The sequence below is a fragment of the Thermus altitudinis genome (assembly GCF_022760835.1).
Classification (GTDB): Bacteria; Deinococcota; Deinococci; order Deinococcales; family Thermaceae; genus Thermus; species Thermus altitudinis.
The window spans coordinates 34,401-50,507 of sequence record NZ_JAKTNQ010000013.1; the positions used below are offsets into that span (position 1 = coordinate 34,401).

Sequence of the window (16,107 nt, forward strand, 5' to 3'; positions counted from 1 at the left end):
ATCTTCCAGGCCTAAAGAGCCCCTGGCCAGAGGCCAGGGGCCAAGGCATATCAGGCCACGGTGAACTTCACCCGCATCACACCGCTATACTCGTAGCCCCGCTCGTTCCAGGCGATGTTGCCATCCAGGGGCTGGCTGCGGCCGGCGGCGTCCCAAGCCCGGGCCATGATCTCGTGCTGCCCAGGGCGCAGGTAGAGGGTGGCCCGCCAGCGGACCCAGGCAAAGGTTTTCCCCTGGGTGGCCAGCTGCGCCTGGTGCCAGGTGCGCCCTCCGTTGGTGGAAACCTCCACGCTCACGATGGGGACAATCCCGTCGTTGAAGGCCACCCCCTCCACCCGCACGTAAGGGCCTTCCACCGTCTGGCCCTCGAGGGGGGCAAAGATGAGGCTATTCAGGGTGACCAGCCAGTTGGGACGGGAGTTTTGGAGATTGTAGGGGTAGCGCTGGCCGGGTTCCTGGGGCAGGAAGGGGAGGTGGGTGTTGGGGATTACGGGCACCCGGTAGCGGGGCACCTGCTCGGCGGTGGTGTTCTCCCCCTCGGTGAACTCGATCTTCTCCACCCACTTCACATTGTTCACGCCAAAGTAGCCCGGGAAGACCAGGCGCACGGGCCCTCCGTGCACCGCCGGCAGGGGTTCCCCATTCATGGAGAGGGCCAGGAGGGCGTGTTCCAGGGCGTGGATGGGCACGCTGCGCACGAACTCGGGGGCATTGCCTTGGCGGCTGGCGTGGGCGGTGATGAAGAGGGCCTTCTCGCTTGGCTTCACCCCTTTGGCCGCCAGGAAATCCTTTAGGCGCACGCCGCGGAAGGTGACGTTGCCCACCCCACCCCGTTGCCAGGGGTTGCCGGAGGGGCGGGGGTCATAGAGGGTGCGCCCGTTGCCCGAGCACTGGAGGACCATGGTGACCTCGGCCTGGGGTAGGGCGAAGAGCTCGCTCACCTCAAAGCTGAAGGGTTTGTCCACCAGCCCCCCTATCTCCACCTTCCAGCCCTGGGCGCTGGCCCCCTCCACCGTGTTATAACCGGGAAGGTCCACGTTGTTGCGGATGAAAAGGATCTCCTTGGGCGTCTTTTCCGGTTGGCTGACCAAGAGGTCATAAGGGGTTTCCATGACCACCGGGCGCTGGGAAAGGACGATGAGCTTGGGGTGTTTCCCCTTAACCAGTTGGTCCGCGGTGGGGGCTTGTTGGGCCCAGCCACGCCCGCCTGCAGCCAAAAGGGCTGCGCCCATACCCATGAGCTTCAAAGTGGTGCGCCGGTTAAGGTTCTGCATAACCTGACCTCCCCTTTAGGACTTTTGTCCCTTGGATTTTTATGCTAACCAGCACACCCTACCGATGTCAAGTTAGGGTAGGCTGCCGTTTAGCCCTTGGGCATGGGACGAGGGGAAAAGGTATGTACCGGGGTATAGGAAGCTTATGATGAGGGTTATGCTGAAGGGCGAGGGTCCAGGCCCCCTTCCCCCCCTTCTCCAACAATATGTGGAGCTAAGGGACCGGTACCCCGAATACCTCCTCCTCTTCCAGGTGGGGGATTTCTACGAGTGCTTCGGAGAGGATGCCGAAAGGCTGGCCCGGGCCTTGGGCCTGGCCCTGACCCACAAGTCCAGCAAGGACTTCACCACCCCCATGGCGGGGATTCCCATCCGGGCCTTTGACGCGTATGCGGAAAGGCTCCTTAGGATGGGTTTCCGCCTAGCCGTGGCCGACCAGGTGGAGCCCGCGGAGGAGGCGGAGGGCCTGGTAAGGCGGGAGGTGACCCAGCTCCTCACCCCGGGCACCTTGGTGCAGGAGGCCCTTCTGCCTAAGGAGGCCAACTACCTGGCGGCCGTGGCCACAGGGGACGGGTTTGGGGTGGCCTTTTTGGACGTGTCCACGGGGGAGTTTAAGGGGACGGTTCTTAAGAGCAAAAGCGCCCTCTACGACGAGCTCTTTCGCCACCGGCCCGCGGAGGTGCTTTTGGCGCCGGAGTTACGGGAGAACGGGGCGTTTGTGGAGGAGTTTCAGAAGCGTTTTCCGGTGATGCTCTCGGAGGCCCCCTTCGATCCCGTGGGCGAGGGGCCCTTGGCCCTGCGCCGGGTCCAGGGGGCGCTCCTTTGGTACGCCCGCTGGACACAAGGGGAAGGGTTCTCCCCCAGGCCCTTTCGCCTCTATGACCCTGGGGCCTTCATGCGCTTGCCGGAGGCTACCTTAAGGGCCCTCGAGGTCTTTGAGCCCATCCGGGGGCAGGACACCCTTTTTGGCGTGTTGGACGAGACCCGCACCGCCTTTGGCCGCAGGCTTCTCCACAGCTGGTTGCGCCACCCCTTGGTGGAGAGGGGGGCCATAGAGGCCCGCCTGGACCGGGTGGAGCGGTTCGTGCGGGAAGGGGCCTTGCGGGAAGGGATAAGGAGGCTCCTCTTCCGCATGGCGGACCTGGAGCGGCTCGCCACCCGGCTGGAGCTGGGGCGGGCAAGCCCCCGGGACCTGGGGTCTTTGCGGCGCAGCCTGGAGATCCTTCCGGAGATCGCCGCCCTTCTTGGGGAGGAGGTGGTCTTGCCGGACCTGACGCCCCTTCTGGAGGAGCTCAAGGCCGCGTTGGTGGAGGATCCTCCCCTAAAGCTTTCCGAGGGGGGGCTTATCCGCGAGGGCTATGACCCCCACCTGGACGCTCTGCGCCAGGCTCAGCGGGAGGGGGTGGCCTATTTTCTGGAGCTGGAGGAGAGGGAGAAGGCGAGAACCGGTGTTCCCACCCTTAAGGTGGGGTACAACGCGGTCTTCGGATACTACCTGGAGGTGACCCGGCCCTATTACGAACGGGTTCCCCCCGAGTACAAGGCCATCCAGACCCTCAAGGACCGGCAGCGCTACACCCTGCCGGAGATCAAGGAGCGGGAAAGGGAGCTTTACCGCCTCGAGGCCCAGATCCGCCGCCGGGAGGAGGAAGCCTTTCTGGAGCTTAGGGAAAAGGCCAAGGGGGAGGCCGAGGCCCTCAGGGAAGCGGCCCGGGTCCTGGCGGAGCTGGACGTCTACGCCGCCTTGGCGGAGGTGGCGGTGCGCCAGGGCTACACCCGGCCCCGTTTTGCGGAGCATCTGCGCATCCGGGGGGGGCGGCACCCGGTGGTGGAAAGGCGCACGGGCTTTGTTCCCAACGACCTGGAGATGGCCCACGAGCTGGTCCTGGTCACCGGGCCCAACATGGCGGGGAAGAGCACCTACCTGCGCCAGACGGCCCTCATCGCCCTTCTGGCCCAGATCGGCAGCTTTGTGCCCGCAGAGGAGGCCACCCTTCCCCTCTTTGACCGCATCCTCACCCGCATCGGGGCCTCCGACGACCTGGCGGGAGGCCGGAGCACCTTCATGGTGGAGATGGAGGAGGTGGCCTTAATCCTAAAGGAGGCTACGGAAAACAGCCTGGTCCTCCTGGACGAGGTGGGGAGGGGGACGAGTTCCTTGGACGGGGTGGCCATCGCCACCGCCGTGGCCGAGGCCCTGCACGCAAGGCGCTGCTACACCCTTTTCGCCACCCATTACTTTGAGCTCACCGCCCTGCCCCTGCCCCGGCTGAAGAACCTGCACGTGGCCGCCAAGGAGGAGGAAGGGGGCTTGGTCTTTTACCACCAGGTCCTCCCCGGCCCCGCCTCCAAGAGCTACGGGGTGGAGGTGGCCCGCATGGCGGGGCTCCCTTGGGAGGTGGTGGAAAGGGCCAAGGCCCTCCTCCTGGCCATGGCCGCCCGGAGGGAGGGGGTGGCCGAGGCGGTGTTGGAAAGGCTTTTGGCCCTGGACCCCAATAGCCTCACCCCCCTCGAGGCCCTCCGCCTTCTCCATGAGCTAAAGGCCTTGGCCCTAGGCACCCCTTTGGATACCATGAAGGGGTGATCCGCATCCTTCCCGAGGAGCTCCGGGGGCTTCTGGCCTGGGGCGAGGTGGTCTTTTCCCTTAGGGATGCGGTGCGGGAACTCTTGGAAAACGCCCTGGACGCAGGGGCCAGAAGGGTGCGGGTGGAGCTTTTTGGCGGAGGGGAAAGGATCGTGGTGGAGGATGACGGGGAGGGCATTCCCTTCGCCGAGCTTCCCCTGGCGGTGGAGCCCTTTGCCACCAGCAAGCTCAAGGACCCGGAGAGGATCACCACCTTGGGCTTCCGCGGCCAGGCCCTTTATGCCCTAAGGCAGGCGGCCCTCCTGCGCATCCGTTCCCGGCCCCGCCTCCAGGTGGGTGGGGGGCTGCTCCTGGCCCAGGGGGACCGGGTGGAGCTTAAGGAGGCGCCTGCCCCCCCGGGGACCCGGGTGGAGGTGGTGGGCCTTTCGGGGAGGGGCTCGGAGCAGGAGGTGGGGGAGCTTTTAAGGCGCTACCTCCTTCACTATCCTTGGCTTTCCCTGGCCTTCTTCGCCGAGGGGGAGGCCCGGCTCCTCTTCCCCGGGGCGGGGCTTAAGGAGGCGGCCCGGCTGGCCTTTGGCCGGGTTTTGGCGGAAAGGCTTCTCCACTTGGAGGGAGAGGCTGGCAGCCTTCGTCTGGAAGGGCTTCTTTCCGGGCCCCAGGCCTCCCGCACCCGGCCCGACCTTCTCTTTCTTGCCATCAACGGCCGCCCTGTGGCCTGGCCCCAAAGGCTCCTGAAGGTGGTGCGCCGGGCCTACCGGGAGCTTTTGCCGGAGGGGCATTTCCCCGTGGGGGTCTTGAACCTCACCCTGCCCCTAGGGGCCTTCCGCCTGCGGTTGGATGCCCGGAAGGAGGAGGTGGAGGTTTCCCAGGAGGTGGAGGCCTTCTTGGAGGAAAGCCTGCGCCAGGCCTTCCAAAGCCAAAACCTGGCCCGAAGCCTTCCCGAGCCCAGGCCCCTGGGGCCCCTGAGTCCGCCCACGCCCTCAGGGCTTCCCCGCCTCCGCTACCTGGGGCAGTTTAGGGAGAGCTACCTTCTGGCGGAGGCGGGGGATACCCTCTACGTGGTGGACCAGCATGCCGCCCATGAGCGGGTGATTTACGAGGAGTTTCAAAGGCGTCTTAGGGAAGAAGGACTAAAGGAGCTTCCCTACCCGGTGCTGGTGGAGCTTTCCCCAGCCGAGGAGGCCCTTTTAGAGGAAAGAGGGGAGGCCTTGATGGCTTTCTTTGCCTTTCAGGCCTTTGGTCCTGGGAGGGTGCGGCTCCTTATGGCTCCTTCCTTCCTCCACCCCTACCCCCTTCTCCTGGCCGAGGCCTTCAAGGAGGTCTTGGGGGGGGAGGGGAGGAGCCTAAGGGAACTCTTAGCCCGCTTGGCCTGCCTGCCGGCAGTGAAGGCGGGGCATCCCCTATCCCAGGCGGAGGGCCAGGCCCTTTTGGACGCCCTCTTAGGGTGCGAAACCCCCTGGGTCTGCCCCCATGGCCGCCCCACCCTTTTGGCCCTTAGGGAGGAGGACCTCATCCGGCGCTTTGGCCGCCGCCAGGGGGCGAGGGCAGGAGAAGGATCCCGTCCTCGTCTGCTAGAAGAAAGCTTCCCGGAAAAACCGTGGCCCAAGGGAGGCTAAGGGGTATATCCACTTCTCCCAGCCCCTCCTTGGCGCTTTTCCTGGGGGTGGCCGCCAGGGCCAGGATGCCCAGGGGCACCTCCCGGAGCTCCTCCACATCCCGCACCGCCCCGTGCACCACCACCCCGGCCCAACCCCTTTGCCAGGCTAGCCGGGCCAGGTTGCCGCCCAAAAGGGCGGTTTTCAAGGAGCCTCCCCCATCCACCACCAGCACCTGGCCGGCTCCTTCCTCCGCCAACATCCTGCGCACCAAGGCGTTGTCCTGGAACACCTTGAGGGTGCGTACCCGCCCTTGAAAGCGGGCCCTTCCGCCAAAGCTCTTGAAGACCATGGGCAGGGTTTCCGCCTCGAGGTGGGCGTCCGCAAGGTCGGTGGTCCGCCAGTCCATGGGGATATAGTAGCCCCTATGGAAGAGGCGCGGCTCCTCATCACCTGCCCGGACCGGCCCGGCATCGTGGCTGCCGTGTCCGGGTTCCTCTACGCCCACGGGGCCAACATCACGGATCTGCAGCAGTATTCCACCGACCCGGAAGGCGGCACCTTCTTCATGCGCCTGGCCTTCACCACCCCCCACCTGGACCTCTCCCGCCCCGCTTTGGAGCGGGCCTTCCAGGACGTGGTGGCCAGCCGCTTTCAGATGGAGTGGCGCTTGGCCTACGCTTCGGAAAGGAAACGGGTGGCCATCTTGGTTTCCCGGCCCGCCCACGCCCTTTTGGAACTCCTTTGGCGCTACCGGGTAGGGGAGCTTTCCATGGACCTCCGGATGGTGGTCTCCAACCATCCCCATCACCAGGAGGAGGTGGAGCGCTTCGGTATCCCTTACCACCATGTGCCCGTGGAAAAGGGGCAGAAGGAGGAAGCCGAGGAGAGGATCCTGGCCCTCCTAGAGGAGGAAGGGGTAGAGCTTGTGGTCCTGGCCCGCTACATGCAGATCCTCTCCCCCCGGTTTGTGGCCCGCTACCCCATGGGCATCATCAACATCCACCATTCCTTCCTGCCGGCCTTTGCCGGGGCCGACCCCTACCGCCAGGCCCATGAGCGGGGGGTTAAGCTCATCGGGGCCACGGCCCACTACGTCACCGAGGAGCTGGATCAAGGGCCCATCATTGAGCAGGACGTGGTGCGGGTATCCCACCGCCACACGGTGGCGGAGATGCGCCGGCTGGGACAGGAGCTGGAACGCACGGTCTTGGCCCGGGCGGTGCGCTGGCACCTGGAAGACCGCATCCTGGTCCACGGCAACAAAACCGTGGTCTTCGTCTAATCTGGGCCTAACCGCAAAGGCGTAAGGTGGGACCAGGAGGTGGTGCATGAACCTCAGCCGGTCCTTCTTGGGCTTTTTGGTCCTTGCCCTGATGGCGGGGGCGGTGCTTTGGTGGGGGTTAAGCAACGGCCAGACCCAGCGTACCCAGTCCCCACCGCCTTCCGATGCCGGGCTTTTGGAATACGAGCGCAACACGGTGGAGATCGTGGAAAGGTACGGGGACGGGGTGGTCTACGTGGGGGTGGTGACCCGTCCGCAAAGCGTCCAGCTGCCCCCGGGCTTTGAGTTCTTCGCCCCCTTCTTGCAGATGCCTCCCCAGGAAGGAGCGGGTTCGGGCTTTGTCATTGACAAGGAGGGCTATATCCTCACCAACTACCACGTGGTGGAGGGGGCAAGCCGCATCACGGTGAAGTTCCACAACGACCCGGGCGAGTACCGGGCCCGGCTGGTGGGGGCAGCCCCCCCTTTGGATGTGGCCCTCCTCAAGGTGGAGGCGCCCAAGGAAAAGCTGGTACCCTTGCCGCTTGGGGACTCCGACCGCATCCGGGTGGGGCAGAAGGCCATCGCCATGGGGAATCCCTTCGGCCTGGAGTTCACCGTGACCCAGGGGATCGTCTCCGCCATCCGGGAGAACCCCGGGGCCATCGGGGATGAGTCGGGCCTGGTGCCCCAGGTGATCCAGACGGATGCCGCCATCAACCCTGGCAACTCCGGGGGGCCCCTTCTCAACTCCCGGGGGGAGGTGATCGGCATCAATACCGCCATCCTCACCCCCACGGGCCAGTTTGGGGCCGCCCAGTTCGCTGGCGTGGGGTTTGCCCTGCCCATCAACCTGGTGAAGCAGTACCTGCCGGAGCTCAAGGCGGGGAAGACCCTGACTGCGGAGGAGATCATTAGGAACCGGCCTCGCCTTGGCGTTTCCCTCATTCCCCTCTCCGTCTACCCCGAGAGGTTGCGCCAGCAGTACGGGCTTCCCGCCTCGGGCCTCATGGTGCAGGAGGTGGAGCGCAATAGCCCCGCCGCCCGGGCGGGCCTGAGGGCTCCAAGCCGCTTTGCCTACCTGCAACTCCCCACGGGGGAGACCCTCCAGGTGGGGGTGGATGGGGACGTCCTCCTCAAGGCGGACGGCGTGCCCTTAGCCTCCATCGCCCAGCTCCGGCGGGTTCTTTACAGCAAGAAGCCGGGGGAGGCGGTGAGCCTCGAGGTCTGGCGCCAAGGCCGCACCTTCACCGTGCGCGTGGTACCCCAGGTGATCCGCTAGCCAGGGGATTAAGGGGGCCAGAGGAGGCGTAGCCGCAGGCATCCCTTTTGCACCCGGAACCAGGTGTCCCCTAGCTTCAAGGCCAGGCCCACCTCGGAGCAGTAGGCCAGGACCTTCCGCCGCTCCTTGGCCAGGGCCTGGTTCCAGGGGTATTCCCCGGCGGTATAGTAGGCTTCCGTTTCCGGGTCGGTGTAGACCTGGAAGCCCTGGAAGGCCCAAAGCGGGTGAAACTCCACAAGGACGGGTTTCCCCGTGACCGTGTTCACGAACTCCACCTGCCCCTTTTCCCAGGGGGTGAGGAGCAGATACCGCCTTTTGGTCCCCTCTTCCACCGCCACCACCCGCACCAGGGCCAGGAGGACCAGGGCCGACCAAAAAGCCCAGCTCCTCGGGAGCTGGGCCAGCTTGGTGGGGAAGGGAGCGGGTTTCACGGCCCTACTTCAAGGCCCCGGCTTCCCGGAAGTACCGCAGGGCCCCCTCGTGGTAGGGGATGGTACCTCCCACGAAGCGCACGGCGTTTTCCAGGCTGGTATCCCGGGCGGCGGCCACCGCCTGGCGTAGGGTGGCCAGGTTTTCAAAGGTGGCCTTGGTGAGGGCATACGCAGCCTCCTCAGGCAGGCTTTGCGGACAGACGAAGAGGTTCCAGAAGGTGAGGGTGGGGGTGTCGGCCCGGGTACCATAGATGGCCTTGGGGATCAACCCGGGGCCGGCAAGGCCGGGGAAACGCTTCTGGAAGGTCTGGACCACGGTGCTCTTGGGGTCTAGGGGCACCAGGTGGATTCGTTGCCCTTTCCGGGCCAAGGAGGCCGCAAGCTCGGTGATGGCCCCCGTGGGCAGGCCCCCCGACCAGAAGAAGGCGTCGATGTTGCCCTCAGAGAGGGCATTGGCGCTCTCCTGGGCCCCTAGGCGTTCCTGCTTGGCGAAGTCCTTGGGGGATAGCCCCGCCGCCTGCAGTACCAGTAGGGCCTCCACCTCGGTCCCCGAGCCCGGGGCCCCGGTGGATACCCGCTTGCCCTTTAGGTCCTGCACCACCCGGATGCCGGTGCCCTCCCGGGTGACGATGTGCAAAAAGTTGGGGTACATGGCGAAGAGGATGCGGACGTTTTTCGCGGGTTTGTCCTTAAAGCGGTCGTGCTGCCCGGTGTAGGCCAGATAAGCGGAGTCCGGCAACACGGTGGCGCAGTAGTAGGTTCCTCCGCCGGTGCGGTTTTCCAAAAGAAGCAGATTGTCTATGGAGGCTGCCGTCTGGATGGCCTGGGCCTCGGCCACCCCGGCCTTGTTCCAGATCTCCGCCAGGGTGGTGCCATAGTAGAAGTACACGCCCCCCACGCCGCCTGTGGCCACCACCACCTTGGGTTTTTGGGCCAGGGCCAGGCCCGCCAAGGCCAAAAGGACCAAGAGGATTCTTTTCATCGTTCTACCTCCTTGCCTTCGGTCTTACGCTAAGCCTCTTTGCGCGCTCCCGTCAACCCTTTGCGGAAGAAGGGAAGCCCCAGGAGGAAGGCCACCAGGTTGAGAAGCCCGTAGGGCACAAAGAGCAATACGGCCAGAATGCCCAAAGCCCAGGCCTCCCAGCGCTTCAAGGGCCTGCGGGTGTAACCCGCTGCGGAGGCAGACAGGTAGACGATGCCTGCGGCTACAGAGAGGAAGCGCTCCAGAACCAAAGGCCACGCCTCCCCTGGGGGGGAGTTTTCCAGAACAGGGATGATGAGCAGCGCGGTGCCCGAGTAGGAGAGGAGGAAGAAAAATCCCACCAGGTACTTGGAAAGGGCTACCCGGGCGGCGTAGACCCCGGTGATCAGGGGGTTGGTGCCGAAGACGCTGCTGGCCGCGTAGGCGGAGAGGGCCACGGGCGGGGTTACATCCGCCAGGACCGCATAGTAGAAGAGGAACATGTGGGTGGCGAGGAGGGCGGCGGAGTCGGGGATGCCGTTTTGCTTAGCCAGGGCGATGATGGCGGGGGCGGTGAGGGCCGAGGTGAGCACGTAGGTGGCCGTGGGGGGTACCCCCATGCCCAGCACCAGGCTGAAGATGGCGGTGATGAGGGTGGCGAGCAGCAGGCTTTCCCCGGAGACCTGTTGCAAAAGCTGGCTGAACTTGGAGGGAAGGCCGCTTATCACCATCATGGCGAAGATGAGGTTGGCGGCGGTCACCGCGGTGCCGATGGGAAGTAGGGTGCGGAAGCCATCCGCTAGCCCTTGGAAGATGGGGGCTATCCCCTTGGGCCTCAGGGTGGGGTCCAGGTAGGTCAAGAGGATGAAGAAGAGGAGGGCCAGGCTGGCGGCGGTGCGCACCTCGTAGCCCAGGTAGAGCATGGCGATGATGAGCAGAATGGGCAAGAAGAGGGTGCTATAGCGCAGGGCGTAGGCCCTCCGGCTCATGCCCAGCTCAGCGCCCACCGGAGGCAGGCCCGCCTTGCGGGAATAGAACTCGTTGAAGGCCAAAACGGCGGTCAGGTAAAGCAGGGCCGGCCCCAAGGCCATGACGATCACCTTCAGGTAGGGGATCTGGAGGATCTCCACCATGATGAAGGCGATGGAGCCCATGACCGGGGGAGTGATGAGGGCGATGGTGCCGGCGGTGGCCACCAAGCCCGCCGCCACCAGGCGGTCATAGCCGGCCCTTTCATAGAGGGGTTTGGTCAGGGCGGCCACGAACTGGGTATCGGCGGCGCCCGATCCGGAGAACATGCCCATGAACACGCTGGCCAACCCCGTGACCCGCCCCGGGGTGGCGGGGTGCTTGCCCACCAGGGCTAAGGCCAGGTTGGCCACCACCTTTCCCAGACCCAAGGCCCCGATCATGCCGGAAAGCAGGGTGAAGTAGACCAGGTACTTGGCGGAAACCCCGGTGATGAGGCCGTAGATGCCGGCCTCGGTTTCGTTATAGGTCTTGCCCAGGAGGAGGTCTATGCCTTGGCGGCTTCCCCTAAAGGCCCCGGGGAAGAGGTCGGCGTAGAGGTTGTAGCTGAAAAAGAAGAGGACCAGAACCGGCATCACCGGGCCCAGAAGGCGGTAGACGAGGCCCAGGACCAGCATGATGAGCCCGAAGGACATGGCCATGTCCCAGGGTTCGGGAAGCACGGCCCGGTAGACCAGTTCCTCAAAGAAGCGGAGCTGGTAGAGGGTGGGAAAGAGGGCCAGGAGGACGGCCAGGAGGTCTGCGGGCCGCTTTAGACCAGGGAGGAGGGCGGGCAAGGCCGCCACTGCCCAGTAGAGGAGGCCCACCGCCTTAGCCTCCCAGGGCAGGTTTAGCCCGGGGACGCTGGGGACGAGGAAGTTGTAAAGGGGGATGAGGGTGAAAAGGAAATAAACCCAAGAACCAAAGGTGCGCTTCCGGGGAAGGTAGAAGGAAACCAGATAGCCTCCCAAAAGGAGGAAGAGGACGTGGGTGCTTCGCTGGAGCTGAACGATGTCCAGGATGGGTATCTCCGCCCGGGCCAAGGGGGTGAAGGGGTGGAGGACTAGATAGAGGCTATAAAGGGCTCCAAGGATCAGGATCCAGTGGGTGAACCGGGATAAAGGGGTGGCTGGGGTTTGGGGGTGTTCCAGCTCCATAGCTTCCTCCAAAAAAGCCCGGGGCCTGGAGGGTTCCAGGGCACCCGGGCGGTTTCATGGCCTACTTGATGAGGCCTTTTTCCTTCAGGTACCGCTCGGCTCCCGGGTGGAAGGGGATAGGGAGTTTGCCGTAGAGCTTGGCGGTGGCCTCGAGGCTGGTGTCCTTGGCGGCGGCCACGGCGGTGCGCAGGGTATCCAGGTTCTCAAAGACCGCCTTCATGATGGCGTAGCCGGCTTCCGCGGGAAGGCTATCCGGGCACACCACGATGTTGCCCGTGGCCAGCCCGGGCACATCGGTGCGGGTGTTGTATACGTTTTTGGGCACCTTGTAAGGATCCACCAAGCCCGGGAACTTCTTCATGGCCACCTGGGCGGTGGTGCTCTTGGGGTCAATGGGGATCAGGTAGATCCGGTCCCCCTTGCGGGCCAGGGTTTGGGAGAGCTCCACGATGGAGCTGGTGGGCACACCCCCCACCCAGAAGAAGGCGTCCAGGGTGCCCTCGGCCAGGGCCTTGGCCCCTTCCGCCACCGGCAGGCGCTCCCGCTTGGCGAAGGTTTCCGGCTTGACCCCGGCCCCCTGGAGGACCAGAAGGGCCAGGTTTTCCGTGCTGGAGCCCGGCTGGCCGGTGGAGACCCGCTTGCCCCTAAGGTCTTGCACCACCTTGATGCCACTTTTTTCCGTGGTCACGATGTGGATGAAGGAAGGATACATGTAAAAGAGCACCCGTTGGCTCTTGGCGGGGCGGTCCTTGAAGCGGGGCTCCTCCCCGGTGTAGGCCACATAGGCGGAGTCGGTGGTGGTGAGGGCGCAGTAATAGGTGGTGCCCGAGGTGCGGTCCCGCAGGAGCTGGAGGTTGTCGTAGGAGCCGCCGGTCTGCACCGGCTGGGCCTCCGCCACCCCCGCTTTGTTCAGGATGTCGGCCAGGGCGGTACCGTAGTAGAAGAAGACCCCTCCGGTGCTGCCCGTGCCGATCACCACCTTGGGTTTCTGGGCTAGGGCCAGTCCTAGGACCACCAAGCCGATGAGGATAAGGATTCTCTTCATGGTCACCTCCCGTCTGCTTTTGCGCCCCTAACCTACCCCAGTGCCCTCCGCCTGTCAAGGTGAGGGACGCCCCAGCATGCGCACCTGGAAGGCCCTTAGGAGGTCGGTTTTGCTGAGGATGCCCACGAGGCGGTCCTCTGCCATCACCAGGGCCCGGGCATACCCCTGTTCCGCCATGCGTTCTAAGGCGGTGAGGGCGTCCTCCTCAGGGGAAAGGACCAGGGGCTCCTTCAGGTAGTGGGCCACTGGGGCCAGGGGGTTGGCGCCCTCCAGGCCCTCGAGGCCCACCACCCCCAAAACCCGCCCCTCCTCCACCACGGGGAAGCCGGAAACCTTATGGACCAAGGCCAGGCTCAAGACCTCCTGGACGGGAAGGGAGGGGGGGATGACCAAGGGTTCTGGGGTCATGAGGTCCTTGACCTTGAGCCCACTTAGCGCCTGGGCCAGGAGGGTGGCTTCCACCTCGGCCCTCGAGGCCATGTACACGAAAAAAGCGATGAGGACCAGGAAGGGATTGAAGACCACCAAACCGAATAGCCCCAGGGCCCAGGCCACCGCTTGGCTTAAGGCCAGGGCCTGCCGGGTGGCCTGGAGGTAGGGTTTTCTGAAGGCCAACAGCGCCCGGTAGACCCGTCCCCCATCCAGGGGCAGGGCAGGGAGGAGGTTGAAAAGCCCCAGCATCAGGTTCACCAGGGCTAGGTAGTGGGTGAGAAAGCCCAAGGCCCCGGTTTCTACCCGGGCCATGCGGAAAAAAAGGGCCAGGGCGAAGCTCACCCCTGGGCCTGCCAGGGCCACCCAGAGCTCCTTTTTGGGTTCTTGGGGGATGCGCTCCATCTGGGCCACACCTCCGAGAAGCCAGAGGGTGATGCGCTTGGTCTCAATGCCGAAGCGCCGGGCGGTGAGGGCATGGCCGAGCTCGTGCAGGAGCACGGAGAAAAAAAGACCCAAGGCGGCCAAAAGGCCCAGAAGAAAGGGCCAAGGGCCTTGGAGGAGGCTGGGGTCTTGCGGCAGGCCAAAAAGCTCCAGGTAGATGGGCAGGTTGCTCCCAATGAGGAAGGCCAAAAGGGGCAGGATCAGGAGAAGGGAAAGGTCCAGTTGGATGGGGATCCCCAGGAGGCGGAAAAGGGTTAGGCCGCGCTGGAACATGCCTCAAGTATAGGGGGGTGGCGATGGGGGCCTTGATAATGACCGGTCAGTCAGGCTTAGGATAGGGGGGTGCTGGCCTTGGCCCTCCTCCGGGATCCCCTTTACCGCGCCTACTGGCTGGCCCTTTTCACCTCCCAGATGGGCACCTGGATGCAGGCGGCGGCCCAAGCCTGGCTGGTTCTTCTCCTTACGGGGAGCGCCGAACGGCTTGGGCTGGTGGTGGCCTTGCAGTTCCTGCCCTCCTTGCTTTTCTCCCTTCCCGCTGGGGTTTTAGCGGACCGGTACCCCAAGCGGAACCTCCTTCTCTTCACCCAGGGGGGCATGATGCTCCTGGCCCTTCTCATGGCCCTTTTCATCCTCACAGGGTGGGTGCGCTACGGCCACGTGCTCCTCTTCGCCTTCCTCTATGGGGCCCTGAATGCCATGGACCTTCCCGTGCGCCAAAGCTTCACCGTGGAGCTGGCGGGCCGGGACCGCTACCCCGGGGCCATCGCCTTAAACTCCTTCGGTTTCAACCTGAGCCGGCTATTGGGGCCAGCCCTGGCCGGGGTTTTGATCGCCCTTTTCGGCGTGGGGGTGGCCTATCTGGCCAACGCCCTTTCCTTTCTGCCCCTTCTTTGGGTCCTCCGTCAGGTGCCCCCCGGTTCCAGGGGCGAGGAGGGGGATGGCCGCTGGTGGCGGGAGGCCCAAGAGGGGGTGCGGTTTGTCCTGGAAAACCCTCTGGTGCGCCGGGTGGTGGGGCTGGTGCTGTTTGCCAGCCTCCTGGGGATGAACTTCCAGACCCTGGTGCCCGCCTATGCCCGGCTGGTGCTGGGTCTTTCCGCCACCGGGTATGGGGCCTTGCTTTCCAGCGTGGGGCTTGGAGCCTTGGGGGCGGCCTTGGTCATGGCCTTTACCGGTAAGCCCAAGCCGAAGAGGCTACTTCTAGGGGTTTTTCTCCTTTCCCTGGCGCATCTCGGCCTTTACCTGCCCCAGGCCTCCTTGGCCTCTTTGTTTCTGGCCCTGGGGGGGTTTGGCATGATCTCCGTGCTCATCAACGCCAATACCCTGGTGCAGCTTTCCGTGCCCGACCGGATCCGGGGCCGGGTCATGGCGGTGTACAGCCTGGTGATGCTGGGAACCGGGCCTTTGGGGGCTTACCTCACCGGCCTCCTTTTTGAACATCTGGGAGGACAGCTGGCCGCCTTGGTCCTAGGGGGAGCCGTGCTCCTGGTGGGCCTGTACCAGCTGCGTGCCTGGCCTACGGAGCCCAGTCCTCCGGCCTAGGCCCGAGGCCCAAGCGCCAGGCCACCCCTTGGGCTACCCGGACTCCCGCCTTGCCGTCCCCATAGGGGTTTTTGCCCTGGCGCATGCGGGCCAGTTCCTCCGGGTTTCGCAAAAGCCCGGCCACCACCCGGTATACCCTTTCGGGATCCGTGCCTGCCAGCTTGAGGATGCCCGCTTCCAGGCCTTCCGGCCTTTCCGTCACGTTCCTGAGCACCACCACCGGCACCCCCAAGGCGGCCCCTTCCTCCTGCAGCCCGCCGGAGTCGGTGACGAGAAGGAGGCTTTCCCGCATGAGGGCGGCCATGGGGCCATAGTCCAGGGGATCCAGCAGGATAAAGTTCCTCACCCCTTTGAGCACGGGAAAGACGGCCTCCCGCACCACGGGGTTCAGGTGCACGGGGTAGACGAAGGTGAGGTGGGGAAAGGCCTCGGCCACCTTCCTTAAGGCCCGGGCCAGCTCGGAAAGTATGGGCCAGTTCTCCCGGCGGTGCATGGTGACGGTCACGTAGGGCCCCGGAGGAAGTCCCTGGGGAAGCTGGCCTAGGCGGGCGGCCAAGAGCACGGCATCCACCCCGGTCTGGCCGGTGACCAGGATGGTTTCGGGGGGCTTGCCTTCCCGCAACAGGTTTTCCCGGGCCAGCGGGGTGGGGGCGAAGTCCAGGTCGGTGAGGGCGTCGGTGAGGCGGCGGTTGGCTTCCTCGGGGAAGGGTTCCTTGAGGTTGCCGCTTCTTAAGCCTGCCTCCACATGCCCCACGGGAAGCCCCACCAGAAAGGCCGCCCAGGCCACGGCGAAGGTGGTGAGGGTATCCCCGTGCACCAGCACATAGTCCGCCCGCAGCTCCTCCAGGGCCCTGGCGGCCTGGGGCAGGATGCGGGCCGCCAGGTCGGGGAGGGCCTGGCGTTCTTGCATCACGTCCAGGTTTCTGTCCTCCCGGATGCCAAAAAGCCCCAAGGCCTGCCTGAGTTGCTCCCGGTGCTGCCCCGTGAGGAGGACTAGGGGTTGGATATGGGGATGCCCCTTCAGGGCCAGGTAGACCGGGGCCATCTTGGTGGCCTCGGGCCGGGTTCCAAAGGCTAGAACCACCCGCTTCATG

Annotated in this window: 13 protein-coding genes; 5 read left to right on the forward strand and 8 right to left on the reverse strand. The window is 65.0% G+C overall.

The window, feature by feature from the left end; genetic code table 11:
• Positions 1 to 50 precede the first annotated feature (50 nt).
• Positions 51 to 1,274: a sulfite oxidase gene (locus L0D16_RS06305; protein WP_243030673.1), complete on the reverse strand. Its 1,224-nt coding sequence runs from the start codon at positions 1,272 to 1,274 to the stop codon at positions 51 to 53.
• A gap of 157 nt (positions 1,275 to 1,431) precedes the next feature.
• Here L0D16_RS06305 and mutS point away from each other — a divergent pair, with 157 nt between their 5' ends.
• On the forward strand, positions 1,432 to 3,858 hold the full coding sequence (gene mutS / locus L0D16_RS06310; RefSeq protein WP_423247862.1) for a DNA mismatch repair protein MutS: 2,427 nt from the start codon (positions 1,432 to 1,434) through the stop codon (positions 3,856 to 3,858).
• Entirely contained in the window at positions 3,855 to 5,474 is a 1,620-nt protein-coding gene (gene mutL, locus L0D16_RS06315) for a DNA mismatch repair endonuclease MutL (protein WP_243030675.1), read from the forward strand. The genes mutS and mutL overlap by 4 nt, the downstream gene beginning before the upstream one ends.
• On the opposite strand, the gene rraA is transcribed toward mutL, so the two are convergent.
• Positions 5,368 to 5,862: a ribonuclease E activity regulator RraA gene (rraA, locus tag L0D16_RS06320; protein ID WP_243030677.1), complete on the reverse strand. Its 495-nt coding sequence runs from the start codon at positions 5,860 to 5,862 to the stop codon at positions 5,368 to 5,370. The genes mutL and rraA overlap by 107 nt on opposite strands.
• A gap of 18 nt (positions 5,863 to 5,880) precedes the next feature.
• Between rraA and purU the strand changes: the two genes are divergently transcribed.
• Together purU and L0D16_RS06330 are read left to right on the forward strand one after the other, a co-directional pair.
• Positions 5,881 to 6,738, forward strand: coding sequence for a formyltetrahydrofolate deformylase (gene purU, locus L0D16_RS06325; protein ID WP_243030678.1), 858 nt, complete (start codon positions 5,881 to 5,883; stop codon positions 6,736 to 6,738).
• A 46-nt stretch (positions 6,739 to 6,784) separates the two neighbouring features.
• On the forward strand, positions 6,785 to 7,999 hold the full coding sequence (locus L0D16_RS06330; protein ID WP_243030679.1) for a S1C family serine protease: 1,215 nt from the start codon (positions 6,785 to 6,787) through the stop codon (positions 7,997 to 7,999).
• A gap of 8 nt (positions 8,000 to 8,007) precedes the next feature.
• Here L0D16_RS06330 and L0D16_RS06335 read toward each other — a convergent pair whose 3' ends face one another.
• The 5 genes from L0D16_RS06335 to L0D16_RS06355 form a co-directional block, all read right to left on the reverse strand.
• Positions 8,008 to 8,403: a hypothetical protein gene (locus L0D16_RS06335; RefSeq protein ID WP_243030710.1), complete on the reverse strand. Its 396-nt coding sequence runs from the start codon at positions 8,401 to 8,403 to the stop codon at positions 8,008 to 8,010.
• A 31-nt stretch (positions 8,404 to 8,434) separates the two neighbouring features.
• Entirely contained in the window at positions 8,435 to 9,412 is a 978-nt protein-coding gene (locus L0D16_RS06340; RefSeq protein ID WP_243030681.1) for a TAXI family TRAP transporter solute-binding subunit, read from the reverse strand.
• A 29-nt stretch (positions 9,413 to 9,441) separates the two neighbouring features.
• A complete protein-coding gene (locus tag L0D16_RS06345; RefSeq protein ID WP_243030683.1) occupies positions 9,442 to 11,556 on the reverse strand; it encodes a TRAP transporter permease in 2,115 nt (704 codons plus the stop codon).
• Between the two features lie 61 nt (positions 11,557 to 11,617).
• Positions 11,618 to 12,601 (reverse strand): TAXI family TRAP transporter solute-binding subunit, encoded by a 984-nt coding sequence (locus L0D16_RS06350; protein WP_243030684.1) that lies wholly within the window; start codon positions 12,599 to 12,601, stop codon positions 11,618 to 11,620.
• A 54-nt stretch (positions 12,602 to 12,655) separates the two neighbouring features.
• Positions 12,656 to 13,747 carry a site-2 protease family protein gene (locus L0D16_RS06355; RefSeq protein ID WP_243030685.1) on the reverse strand — a complete coding sequence of 364 codons (1,092 nt, stop codon included), beginning with the start codon at positions 13,745 to 13,747 and terminating at the stop codon, positions 12,656 to 12,658.
• 69 nt (positions 13,748 to 13,816) lie between these two features.
• On the opposite strand from L0D16_RS06355, the gene L0D16_RS06360 reads away from it, so the two are divergent.
• On the forward strand, positions 13,817 to 15,013 hold the full coding sequence (locus L0D16_RS06360) for an MFS transporter (RefSeq protein ID WP_243030687.1): 1,197 nt from the start codon (positions 13,817 to 13,819) through the stop codon (positions 15,011 to 15,013).
• Here L0D16_RS06360 and wecB read toward each other — a convergent pair.
• The gene (gene wecB, locus L0D16_RS06365; protein WP_243030689.1) at positions 14,988 to 16,106 is read right to left on the reverse strand and encodes a non-hydrolyzing UDP-N-acetylglucosamine 2-epimerase; all 1,119 of its coding nucleotides are present in this window, start codon (positions 16,104 to 16,106) and stop codon (positions 14,988 to 14,990) included. The genes L0D16_RS06360 and wecB overlap by 26 nt on opposite strands.
• Position 16,107 lies beyond the last annotated feature (1 nt).